Genomic DNA, 12,302 nt, shown 5'->3' with positions numbered 1-12,302 from the left:
TATTATAGCTGGCTTTTTGTATGTAAATTATATTTAAAACTTATAATTCCAATTCTAATGCTAATAATTCTTCAATCGTTTGGCGGCGACGGATCAGCGTTGGCTTGCCATCTACAAACATGACTTCCGGTAATAATGGACGACTATTATAATTCGAAGACATAGATGCACCATAAGCGCCAGTATCGTGGAAAACTAAATAATCCCCTACTTTGACCTCAGGTAATGCGCGTGTAACAACTAAACCACCCTCTAATTGAGTAAATACATCCCCTGACTCACATAGAGGGCCTGCAATAATAGTATCGATGAGTTGAGAGCTATCAGCACAACTGCCATCCGCAGTTAGAACAGATACATGATGATAGCTGCCGTACATCGCAGGGCGCATTAAATCATTAAAACCGCTATCCACTAACACATAATGGCGGCTCCCCATATCTTTAACCGCACGGACTTCCGCCAGCAAAACACCGGATTCAGCCATTAAATAACGCCCCGGTTCTATCTCAAGTTCGACTGAGTGCCCTAAATGCTGCTCTATACGCTGACGGGCGTTATTCCATAAACTATAATAATGTTGTACATCAATTAATTCATCGCTTTCACGGTAAGGGGTTGATAACCCTCCCCCTGCCGAAATCGCATGCAGGTCAACCCCAGCGGTGGTGACCAATGCCACCATTGAATCACACACATCAGCAAGATGTTGGTAATCAACGCCAGAACCAATATGCATATGAATGCCCACTAACGATAAATTATAATGACGAATTTTTTCTAACGCGGCTGGTAAATCTTCATGCCAAATACCGTGCTTGCTATTCTCACCACCCGTATTAGTCTTTTGGCTATGGCCATGACCAAACCCCGGGTTAATCCGCAACCAAACTGGGTGACCAGATTTTTTCTGACCAATCTGGTCTAACATGTCAATCGACCCTGCATTTACCGGAATATCCAGAGCCGTCACTTTTTCTAATGTTGCTCTGTCCAATACATCTGCGGTAAAAACAATTTCTGAGTTTTCACGCCCTGCTTGGAAGCCAGCGACCAGCGCACGCTCTATTTCACCTAAAGAAACAGAATCTACTTTGACCCCTTGCTCTTTCATTAAACGGAGGATATGAATGTTAGAGCTTGCTTTTTGTGCAAACCTAACAGTATCAAAGACTTGTAATTGCTTAATACGCTCAATGATTACAGCGCTATCATAAACCCAAACAGGGGTCCCATACTGGGCTGGTAATCCACGCAAATGTTCAGGTGTTAAATACTGGCTTGTCGTAGTTGCGAATGAAGTCATTGTCTTTCTCGTTTGCAAATTTTTATGGTCTTAATAATTTATTGTATTGAAATCTATTATTCAGAGAAAAAACGGGAAAAAAAATATCCATTTTGCTAAAGTCTATTCATATTTGATATAGCATTTATTTAGAGGCTAAACATGCAAGCTATCTCTTGGCGTCATATTGAAATATTCCGTGCCGTCATGACTACCCCAAACTTAACGGAAGCTGCTACATTACTGAGCACATCACAGCCCACCATCAGTCGTGAACTTGCTCGCCTTGAATATCTATTACAATTTAAATTATTTGATAGGGTAAAAGGCCGCTTACAACCAACTGCGCAAGGCTTACGTTTTTTAGAAGAAGTCGAGCGTTCTTATTATGGATTAGAGCGGATCAAAAATTCGGCTAAAACTATTCGGCGTTTTGAACACGCACAAATATCCATTACTTGTTTACCGGCTTTTGCCCAGTCTTTATTACCTCAGGTTTGTCAGTCATTTATGGAAAGTTACCCTGATGTAAATATCACGGTGATCCCACAAGAATCCCCAGTTCTGGAAGAATGGCTTTCTGCTCAGCGTTATGACTTTGGCTTAACAGAACACCTTCAACTACCACCCGGCACTGAACAGCAAACGTTAGGCTGTTTAAATGAGGTGTGTGTGTTACCTGCAGGGCACCCCCTTGAACTAAAACAGGTTTTAACGCCTACTGACTTTCAACATCAACGGTTTATCAGTTTGTCATTAACAGACAGTTACCGCCAGTTAATTGATTCAACCTTTACAGAACACCATATTGAACGAAAAATGGTGATGGAGACACACTCTGCATCATCCATATGCGCTATGGCATTAAAGGGGATCGGGATATCCATTGTAAACCCATTAACAGCGTTAGACTTTCATCAGCAATCTGCAGGGAAATTGGTGATCCGTCCCCTCAGTTTTTCCATTCCATTTACAGTGAGTTTAATTCGCCCCATTCACCGCCCATCTTCTCAACTGACAGATATTTTCACCCAATCACTAAAAAGTACCTTCAGCCAAATAGAAGAGAGCTTAGCGTCGGCCTTGTTGCATCAACGCTAACCAATATGGTGACGTTTTGAACCAGTCTGTAAGGAAATCAATCACAGCACGTAATGGTGTAGGCATTTTTTGTCGACTGGTGTATACCCCGTAAATACCTAATGGCATTGGTTGATAATCAGGTAATAATTGAATTAACTCACCACTTGCTAAATACTCTGCGACGGAATAATAAGGTTGCATGGTAACCCCTGCACCATTTAAAGCGCCTTGGGCAAGAAATACGGACTCATTGGCGCTCAACCGCCCGCCAACTAATACCGTATGCTGTTCCCCTTGTTTTTCAAAACGCCAAATGCTGCGCCCAAAAAAGCTATATGTAAGACATTCAAGTAACACTAAGTCTTCAGGTTTAGTGGGCATTTTTTTCCCCGTTAAAAACTTTGGGGAAGCACAAATTACAGAGTGGCAGGTCGATAAAGGCTTAGCAATTAAGTTAGGTTCTAGCTGGTTAGTAATACGGATCGCTAAATCGATACGTTCTTCGATAAGATTAATCGATTTATTAGATATTTGCATATCTATCGTCATATTTGGGTATTGCTGCAAAAATTCTGCCATAGCAACGGATAATGCACTTTGGGCTATCGATTGTGAACAGCTAATACGTACCAAGCCAGATAGCTCTTTTGCATCATGATGTTGTTGTACAGGTACTAATTGTGAAATCGCATTGAGCTGTAATGATTGCTGATACACCCCCTCACCAGCGGAGGTTAAACTTAAACGCCTTGTTGTTCGATTAAGTAACCGTACTCCAGCCCATTGTTCCATTTCAGATAAATAACGTGTCACCATCGCACGCGACATATCTAACTTTTCAGCAGCACCAACTAAACTGCCTTGTTCCACTATCGTGATAAACACTTGTGCTGCCTTTAACCTATCCATTTACACCCCATTCGTCCGGTTTATGCAACAAACTTCACCTAATTATGGTGTTTTTCCGTTAATCATTGCAACTTAATATACATACCAAGCAAAAACGCCTAGTTCATTCTCAGACAATTCAATTTTAGGACTCAAAATGAAATTAACTTTTTTAGCAGCAACAGTATTCATCGCAACATCATTTCAAGTAGCACAAGCCGAGAAATTAACACTCGATATCTATAACCCAGGTAACAACAGTGTATTCCCTGTGTCATCTGAAATTATTAGTGGCCCTAATGAAGTCGTATTAATCGATGCTCAGTTTCAAAATAATGATGCTCAACAACTGGTCGATAAAATTAAAAAACTCAATAAAAAATTAACCACTATTTATATTAGCCACTCAGACCCTGATTATTATTTCGGCTTAGAGACAATTACAAAAGCCTTTCCTGAAGCTAAAGTAATTGCAACATCTGAAACCGTTGCCGCTATTAAAGCGACTAAAGATGGCAAGCTCGCTTATTGGGGAAATGAGTTAAAGGGTGAAGCTCCGACCCATGTGATAGTCCCCGAAATCATCAAAGGGAATAGCTTTACTGTTGATGGCGAGAAACTAGAGATAAAAGGCCTTGACGGTGCTTCGCCAGATAGAACTTATGTGTGGGTTCCATCGCTAAAAGCCGTTGTCGGTGGTGTGATTGTTTCAGACAATATACACGTTTGGGTGGCTGATACACAGACTAAGGCATCACGCCAAAATTGGCAGCAAACGTTAGAAAGTATCAAAGCACTGAACCCGACGATTGTCGTCCCTGGTCATTTCACGGGAGCATCTAAATTGGATATTGGTACGGTGACATTTACTCAGCAATACTTACAAGATTTTGAAACCGCCGCGCAATCGAGTAAAAACTCGAATGAATTAGTACAGCAGGTTGCAGCTAAATACCCACAACTGGATGATAAATCAAGTTTAGAGCTAAGCGCTAAGGTTATTAAAGGCGAAATGCAGTGGCCTCAATAAATTAGTATCACTCCCTTATAACAACCATTTTGTATATTTAACATACTGAATAATATGCCTAGAAATACAACCGCGAGTATAAGGGAGATTGTTGTATATAACTGTTGATAATAATGATACAACTTAACTCAAATTAACCCCAAATTATTACTGAGGATCAATAATGAAAAATATAACCCTACACTATATTTATGACCCTTACTGCGGCTGGTGTTATGCAGCAGCCCCTTTAGTGGAAATTGCAACCAAACACCCCAGTACCAATGTTGAGATGCATGGTGGTGGCATGTTAGCCGGTGATGCGCGTTTGCATCTTGATGATAATTTTCGCCAATATATTATGCAATCAGATAAACGTATTGCAGCGATGACAGGGCAAGTTTTTGGTGATGACTATATAAAAATGCTCCATGAACCTAATTTAGTCATGGACTCCCTACCACCACAAACCGCTATTTTAGCTGCAACCAAGCAAGGTAAAGGCTTTGAGATGCTTAAAACCATTCAAAAAGCCCATTATATTTCTGGGCGTCATATTAATGATACGGCAGTGCTTACTGAATTAGCCCAAAAGCTTAACTTGAATGCTGAGCAGTACACCAGTGATTACACGCAATGTGAACAAAATGAAACTGCAAAACACATACAGAATAGTAAAGCATTGCTCGCCCAGTCTGGTGCGTCAGGTTTCCCTACGCTGTTAATTCAGCAACAAGGGAAATGGTTACGGGTTCCTTTACAAAATTACCTTGGGTCACCAGACAAATGGCAGCAATTTTTAGACTCGTTGGTCGCTGCTGCGTCTTAACCCTTACATTTAGTTGTCGCTAACCAATACGCAGTATAGATAAATACAGCAAGATACTTGCACTAATGATAATTGTAGGCCCGAATGGTATGGTTTGGGCTATTTCATTTACTAACGGCTTAGCACTTACACAACTTGGAGAATGACCCCCTTGGCTTATTTTCGGCAATACCCAATGAGCGAATGCATAATGTAACAGCCCTAAACAAGCCGCAAGCCCTATAAAATAAGGTAATAACCATACCCCTAACCATGCAGCACACGCTGCAATTAATTTTAAGTCCCCTCGCCCCATCTGTGGTTGTTTTTTAATTTTTTCCACGAGTGTAACGGTAATTAGCATCATAAAATAACTCAATATAACTGCATAGATAGCCGAAATGACATTGCCTTGAGGTAAGTTAATTTGATATAGCAAACCAGACCACAATAAAGGATAGGTTAGTACATCCGGCAAATAACCCATTTTATAATCAATAATAAATAACGGTGTTATTAAATTAATAAAAACCACTAAAAACAACATTACCCATAAACTATTAAATGACCCAATAATAATACAACCGAACACCCCATATAGAATAAGTAAAGTATGAAGTTTAATTGTTATTTTGTTTTTCCCAAAACACCAAACAGGGAGATAAATAAGTAACTTTTGAGTCATTAAAACGGATAAAAACAACACAACAAGAAATATAACATCTTGTTTGCATAGATGAAATCCAATTGACTCAATAAAAAAAAGCCTTTCATCCCCCTGCCAGGAAGATATCATATTTGTCATATTATCAATAAATGATTTAATATATGATAATAAAAAATAAAATAATTCCTTCATTTTATACTTCCTTCCATTACGGAGCCAAAATAAATATACTCGCTATTCTGGCTTATCCCAACACTTTAATTCCGTGTTATTTCGTCGGTTTATTCGACATTTTCAGGTTTTATTTTTTTGAGTAATTATTGATAAAATTGCCACCGCACAGACGTACTACAATTAGCATTTTTTTCGTTATAAACTAAGCGCTAGTGCTTGTGTTTAGAGATTCAATCCCCATATTCATCAAAGCTATCTTATTTATTAACCTAGTCTGTACTAAGGAAAAGCTATGCGCATCCCACGCATTTATCACCCAGAGCCTCTTAAAACGAATATGACAATTTCTCTTGGTGATGACGCCACAAACCATGTAGGGCGAGTACTACGCATGACTGCGGGGCAAAAACTCGAACTTTTTGATGGTAGCAATCAAACGTTTGATGCTGAAATTACTGAAGCGACTAAAAAGAATGTATATGTTCGCATTGTAGATAGCCGTATTGATGATAGAGAGTCCCCTCTCGATTTGCATTTAGGGCAAGTGATGTCCCGTGGAGAAAAGATGGAATTTACCATCCAAAAATCCGTAGAGTTAGGGGTAAATATCATTACACCACTGTTATCAGAGCGTTGCGGCGTTCGCTTAGAAGGTGAGAGGTTAGCGAAGAAATTACAACAATGGCAAAAAATTGCTATTGCGGCCTGTGAACAATGTGGGCGCAACCGTATCCCAGAAGTCCGCCCCGTACAAACACTTGAAGATTGGTGTGCAGAAGATGATGGCGCATTTAAAGTTAATCTTCATCCTAGGGCAACAGAAAGCATCAATACACTGCCAACTGAATTGAAAAAAGTCAGGTTGTTAATTGGCCCTGAAGGGGGGTTATCAGCCGATGAAATCGCAATGACAGCAAATTATCAATTTACCGATATACTGTTAGGGCCTAGAGTATTACGAACAGAAACGACTGCGCTAACCGCTATCACTGCACTGCAAGTGCGCTTAGGTGATCTGGGTTAAGGAGAAAAAATGATCAAGCTCGGTATAGTGATGGACCCAATTTCATCCATCAAAATCAAGAAAGACACCAGTTTTGCGATGATGTTGGAAGCTCAGCGTCGTGGTTACGAAATCCATTATATGGAAATGAATGACCTGTATTTACACCAAGGTGAGGCTAGAGCACAAACTAAAATAGTCACTGTCGAAGAAAACCCTGACAAATGGTATGAGTTTCATGGTGAGCAAGACATCGCACTTGGTTCACTTGATGCTATTTTAATGCGTAAAGATCCGCCTTTTGATACCGAATTTATTTACGCTACCTATATTTTAGAGAGAGCAGAACAAGCGGGCTCTTTAATTGTCAATAAACCGCAAAGTCTGCGTGACTGTAATGAAAAATTATTTACCGCTTGGTTCCCTGAGCTGACACCAGATACGTTAGTCACTCGTAGCCCACAAAAACTGAGAGAATTCCACCAGCAACATGGGGATGTTATTTTCAAACCTTTAGATGGCATGGGTGGCGCTTCCATTTTCCGTCTAAAACAAGATGACCCAAATGTTGGTGTCATTATTGAAACGCTAACCGAACATAGTTCCCGTTACTGTATGGCTCAGAACTTTTTACCATCAATTAAAGACGGTGATAAACGTGTATTAGTTGTCGATGGCGAACCTGTTCCATATTGCTTGGCACGTATCCCTGCACAAGGTGAGACTCGTGGTAACCTTGCCGCTGGTGGCCGAGGTGAAGCTCGTCCTCTTAGTGAAAGTGATTGGGCCATCGCACGGGCTGTCGCGCCAACGCTGAAAGAAAAAGGCTTAATTTTTGTTGGTCTTGATATTATTGGTGACCGTCTGACTGAGATTAACGTTACTAGCCCAACCTGTGCGCGTGAAATCGAAGCAGCATTCGATATTTCTATCACGGGTATGTTGATGGATGCGATTGAACGTCGCCTAAAAAAATAAGCCATAAATGGTTAAAAAGGCCTGTTTAGGTCTTTTTAACTGGTTGTTTTAAAGTTGTTATTAAATTCAATGGAGCCTTAGTTTGAATCTGCAAAACCATTTTCTTATCGCCATGCCATCCCTAACAGACCCTTATTTTGAACAGTCTGTTGTTTATGTGTGTGAGCACAATGAAAAAGGGGCGATGGGGATAGTAATTAATAAGCCTATTGATGATTTTTCCGTCGATACAATGCTCAAAAAACTTGAAATTACGATATCTGATAAAGTTAATAACCGTAACTTAGAAAGGCCTGTAATTGCTGGTGGCCCTGTGGCAGAAGAACATGGGTTTATCTTACACACACCAATAACTGGTTTCTTATCTAGCCTACACTTAAATGAAGATGTCATGGTCACCACCTCCAAAGATATTTTAGAAACGCTTGGTGGTGAGGATTCCCCCGAGAACTCCCTCGTAGCACTCGGCTATTCAAGCTGGGAACCGGGCCAACTTGAACGAGAAATTATGGAAAATAGCTGGTTAACGGTGGAAGCTTCCCCTAAGCTCATTTTTGATACCCCTATTAATGAACGCTGGGCTGCTGCTGCAAAATTAATCGGTGTTAATATTCATACTATTTCAATGCAAGCGGGGCACGCTTAATGTCTGGAAGAACTTTGCTCGCCTTTGATTTTGGAACTAAAAGTATCGGTGTTGCTATTGGGCAAGAAATTACGGGCACTGCTCGACCGTTGGCTTCTTTAAAAGCCAACGATGGTCGCCCTGATTGGCAACAAATCGAAAAATTACTTAAAGAGTGGCTTCCTCAATTGGTCATTGTCGGCCTGCCACTTAATATGGATGGAACCGAGCAACTCGTCACAAGCCAAGCTCGTAATTTTGCCAACCGCATTCATGGTCGCTTTGGTGTCAAAGTCGAATTGCATGATGAACGGCTATCCACTGTAGAAGCAAAAGCTGGTCTTTTTGAGCAAGGTGGTTACCGTGCATTAAGCAAAGGAAAAGTAGACTCGGCGTCTGCTGTTGTTATCCTTGAAAGCTGGTTTGAGCAAAACTAAGTGGGGCTCCCTTACTGAGAGCCCACTAAAAGTAGAGGACTAACTGCCCCCTAAGATAGTCTTTAATATCACTGGGCTATTTTTATTTGGTAAGTTACTGATTTTGTATCTTGGCTTTTTACTTGCAAAGGATACTCAGTTCCCCATAAAAATGTTGCTGATTTATCTGTATTATGGGGTAATATCAAATTCATTTCTAATGGTATATCCGACACTATACGGTAATTATTTTTCGGCTGTGGGTATTCATGGTGCGCCGAAATATACCCCGTAAATATATCAATATTTCTTTCATTACCAATATCTAAGTAAGGAGCATCTTTGTGCTTTTGAAAGTACGGTGCGTACTTACTCGCAACAATAATAAATGAGTCTGTATCGACCACTTCTTTATTGTTATAGCGAATATTCGAAATTCTCCCTACCGTAGCCCCTTCATTTTTCTTACCGTATAAATCATATAACGGTAATTTGCTAATATTTACATCATAGGTTAGCCCCATAATTGGGTAAAATAAAAAGCTATGGGCATTAGTATTAATTAATGGTGTAGACTCATCTATTGGCATATTATAAATATTTGAGCTCATTTCCAACCATTCGATTAATTGTTGCTTGTTTACCTTTAATGCAGATAAAGAAGCGGGATAAAAAATCTTGTTTAAATCCCTATTGGTTATTTTCCTGTCTTGTATGTCAACAAAAAAACTTGCATCATTTAATGAATAAGATGGTGAAATAGAAATTAACACCTTATCGCTTTCACTCGTAAAATTTCGCATATAATAACGAAGGGAGTCCGCAAGTACAGTTGTTAGGCTTTCATTTCCAATCAGATTAAAATTATTATTGATTTTAAATTTGTCTTGGCTTACTTCTTTGTCTAAGTCACTTTTTAAGTCTTGTTCTGTATCATTTATGCACAACGATATTTTCTCAATAGTACTCTCTTTAGCAACAGAATTTTTTCTATCGACTTGATATCCTTTACTACTTTTTATATCCCACTTATCATTATTCTTTTCTAGAACAAATTTAATAGCGGATAGTGACTCCCCCCACTTACCCGGTTGAGCCGCTGGCTTGCCAAACATTTTCCCATCCTTAACATTAATGTTTTCATTAGCTGTTATTTTTTCAGAAGGAAAAACTTCATGAGTATGACCAAATAAAATACCGTCTATATTCGGATTTTTGGCAAGATAAAATGCGACATTTTCCATACCATGTTCAACTTGTGATACATCAATACCTGAATGAGATAAGGCAATAACCAAGTCAGCCCCATCTTTTTTCGCCTGAATAGCAGTACTATTTGCAGCATCTAGCATATCAGTAAATGTAATCTCACTTTCAAGTTTGCTTTTATTAAAAAGCATTGTTTGCATAGGAACTAACCCTAAATATGCGATTTTCAGTAAATGCTTATTACCCGCGTCATCTAAAACCTCTTTTTCCTGAATAATATACTCAGGATAAAGGCTTTTTTGTGACGTATTATCAATAACATTACTTAAAACTACTGGAAAGTTCGCTCCAGAATAAGACCATTTCAAAAACTCAGCACCATTATCAAAATCATGATTACCAGGGGTTGCTACATCATAATTAAGTGCATTTAAACTACAGATAACAGGAGATATACGATAATAGCTTTCATTTTGGTTATAGCGTTTAATAATATGATTCCCTAATGGGTTGCCAGATAATAAATCACCAACATCAACTAAATAGGTGTTTTTATTATCATGCCTAAAATTTTCAATCGCACCAACTAGCGATTTCAAACCATATTTTTCACTTTTTAGATTATTAAAATAATCCTCATCACTTATGAAAGAGTGAATATCAGACGTACCAAGGATATTAATTTCCACTAGGTTATCAGCATAAGACAATGGGATGATAATACTTAAAAGTAATGCAACAGAAAATTTATTCTTCATATTAGTCACTCAAAGTTAATTCCTACAAAAAGCGCTAATCACACCAGCTTCTTATAAGACAATATACTCTTAATAATTCAATATACATGTAGGCAATAAGCAAAGTTAGACCTGGAGCTTAGATAAGCTAAACGACTCAGCAAACTCAGTATAATCAACACAATGTAACTTGAAGTATGTACAAGTAGCTTAATGCGTTATCCAGTTATCACACGCAAGTTGTGCTACTTTCATTTCTATATCAAAAGGAACAGGTTGCGGAATATTTTTTAATGCTTTGCTATCTAAAGCAATTTTTTCTAAACTTAATGTTTGTAAAGCGAGGCCTAAATCCATAACTTCAATAGGATTACCATTTCCTGCAGACAAATTAACAAGGTTTGCATCCGACATTAGGAATATATTTTTACCCGTTTTCAATTGGTATTTATTAATTTTAGGTATGACCTCTTCACTATTATTACTTAAATTCTTCAATGCATTCACATCAATTTCACGTTGGAAATGCCCCGCATTAGCCACAAGCACATTATTTTTCATTGCAGAAAAATGTTCTGTAGTAAGTATATTATCTCGCCCAACGACACTCACAACAAAGTCGGCATCCTGTAACGTACTGATTAATTCAGCAGTTTGAAAACCTTCTAAATGAGCTTCTAATCGAGTAAGCGGATTTGTATCTACTACCGTAACATGTGCCCCCATTCCCCTAAAACGCTGTGCCACACCAGAGCCACAATAACCATATCCAATCACCACTACTTTTTTACCGTGTATCATTACATTAGTTACATGAGCAATACTTTCCACAACAGATGAGCCAACACCATATCGATTCTCTATAATTCTTTTAGACTGAGTATCATTAATAATTAATGTTGGCCAAAGCTGAGATGTGAAATCTTCCCTTAACCTATTTGCTCCTGTGGTTGTTTCTTCCGTCGCACCAATAATTACTTTTTGTAATGCCTTAAATTTAGGATCGGTAAGAACCAGCTCATGTAAATCTGCACCATTATCGGCGATGATATCCGGCTTCATTTCCAAGACATTTTTGCAATAGGCTATATGGTCTTCAAAAGATTCATCTCTCCTCGAAAAAACACTCACATTCATATATTTTACTAATGCTGCCGCTGTTTCATCTTGTGTAGAACCAGGAGAACCTGTAATAGCAATTTTTGCGCCACCTTTTGTCAAGGCTTCAAGCCATACCCCTGTTTTTGCTTCAACATGTAAACAAATACCAATTGTCAGACCTTTAAATGGTTGTTCTTTTTCAAGTCTTTCAATTAAACTTTGCATAATAGGCATATGTGCTTTGGCCCAATTAATACGTTTTATTCCTTTATCTGCTAAATTAATATCAGCAATAGAGTATTGATGAGTATCTAACATA

12 protein-coding genes are annotated in these 12,302 nt (G+C 38.8%); 7 read left to right on the top strand and 5 right to left on the bottom strand.

Going from position 1 to position 12,302, the window contains the following annotated elements:
• Nucleotides 1-40 precede the first annotated feature (40 nt).
• On the bottom strand, nt 41-1,306 hold the full coding sequence (gene lysA, locus ABE954_RS04655; protein WP_042848713.1) for a diaminopimelate decarboxylase: 1,266 nt from the start codon (nt 1,304-1,306) through the stop codon (nt 41-43).
• 141 nt (nt 1,307-1,447) lie between these two features.
• Here lysA and ABE954_RS04650 point away from each other — a divergent pair, with 141 nt between their 5' ends.
• Nucleotides 1,448-2,386, top strand: a complete 939-nt coding sequence (locus ABE954_RS04650; RefSeq protein WP_048608240.1) for a LysR family transcriptional regulator — start codon at nt 1,448-1,450, stop codon at nt 2,384-2,386.
• On the opposite strand, the gene ABE954_RS04645 is transcribed toward ABE954_RS04650, so the two are convergent.
• Nucleotides 2,357-3,277: a LysR family transcriptional regulator gene (locus tag ABE954_RS04645; protein ID WP_042848715.1), complete on the bottom strand. Its 921-nt coding sequence runs from the start codon at nt 3,275-3,277 to the stop codon at nt 2,357-2,359. The genes ABE954_RS04650 and ABE954_RS04645 overlap by 30 nt on opposite strands.
• A 136-nt stretch (nt 3,278-3,413) precedes the next feature.
• On the opposite strand from ABE954_RS04645, the gene ABE954_RS04640 reads away from it, so the two are divergent.
• A complete protein-coding gene (locus tag ABE954_RS04640) occupies nt 3,414-4,286 on the top strand; it encodes an MBL fold metallo-hydrolase (protein WP_042848716.1) in 873 nt (290 codons plus the stop codon).
• 163 nt (nt 4,287-4,449) lie between these two features.
• Nucleotides 4,450-5,094 carry a DsbA family protein gene (locus tag ABE954_RS04635; RefSeq protein ID WP_166696871.1) on the top strand — a complete coding sequence of 215 codons (645 nt, stop codon included), beginning with the start codon at nt 4,450-4,452 and terminating at the stop codon, nt 5,092-5,094.
• Nucleotides 5,095-5,113: 19 nt separating this feature from the next.
• Here the strand turns inward: ABE954_RS04635 and ABE954_RS04630 are convergent, their stop codons facing one another.
• Nucleotides 5,114-5,932 carry an A24 family peptidase gene (locus tag ABE954_RS04630; protein ID WP_226619186.1) on the bottom strand — a complete coding sequence of 273 codons (819 nt, stop codon included), beginning with the start codon at nt 5,930-5,932 and terminating at the stop codon, nt 5,114-5,116.
• A 274-nt stretch (nt 5,933-6,206) separates the two neighbouring features.
• Here ABE954_RS04630 and rsmE point away from each other — a divergent pair, with 274 nt between their 5' ends.
• From rsmE to ruvX, 4 genes are all read left to right on the top strand, one after another.
• Entirely contained in the window at nt 6,207-6,938 is a 732-nt protein-coding gene (gene rsmE / locus ABE954_RS04625) for a 16S rRNA (uracil(1498)-N(3))-methyltransferase (RefSeq protein ID WP_042848719.1), read from the top strand.
• A gap of 9 nt (nt 6,939-6,947) precedes the next feature.
• Entirely contained in the window at nt 6,948-7,895 is a 948-nt protein-coding gene (gene gshB, locus ABE954_RS04620) for a glutathione synthase (RefSeq protein WP_166685463.1), read from the top strand.
• A gap of 82 nt (nt 7,896-7,977) precedes the next feature.
• A complete protein-coding gene (locus ABE954_RS04615) occupies nt 7,978-8,541 on the top strand; it encodes a YqgE/AlgH family protein (RefSeq protein ID WP_042848721.1) in 564 nt (187 codons plus the stop codon).
• Nucleotides 8,541-8,957: a Holliday junction resolvase RuvX gene (gene ruvX / locus ABE954_RS04610; RefSeq protein ID WP_042848722.1), complete on the top strand. Its 417-nt coding sequence runs from the start codon at nt 8,541-8,543 to the stop codon at nt 8,955-8,957. The genes ABE954_RS04615 and ruvX overlap by 1 nt, the downstream gene beginning before the upstream one ends.
• 68 nt (nt 8,958-9,025) lie before the next feature.
• Here ruvX and ABE954_RS04605 read toward each other — a convergent pair whose 3' ends face one another.
• Together ABE954_RS04605 and ABE954_RS04600 are read right to left on the bottom strand one after the other, a co-directional pair.
• A complete protein-coding gene (locus ABE954_RS04605; RefSeq protein ID WP_166687057.1) occupies nt 9,026-10,903 on the bottom strand; it encodes a metallophosphoesterase in 1,878 nt (625 codons plus the stop codon).
• 189 nt (nt 10,904-11,092) lie between these two features.
• On the bottom strand, nt 11,093-12,301 hold the full coding sequence (locus tag ABE954_RS04600; protein ID WP_166687056.1) for an adenosylhomocysteinase: 1,209 nt from the start codon (nt 12,299-12,301) through the stop codon (nt 11,093-11,095).
• Nucleotide 12,302 lies beyond the last annotated feature (1 nt).

Origin of the sequence: Providencia sp. TYF-12 (assembly GCF_041344805.1) — a bacterium.
Lineage (GTDB): Bacteria > Pseudomonadota > Gammaproteobacteria > Enterobacterales > Enterobacteriaceae > Providencia > Providencia huashanensis.
Note: the sequence above shows the minus strand (reverse complement) of the source record. Positions and strands in the feature narration are given on the sequence as shown.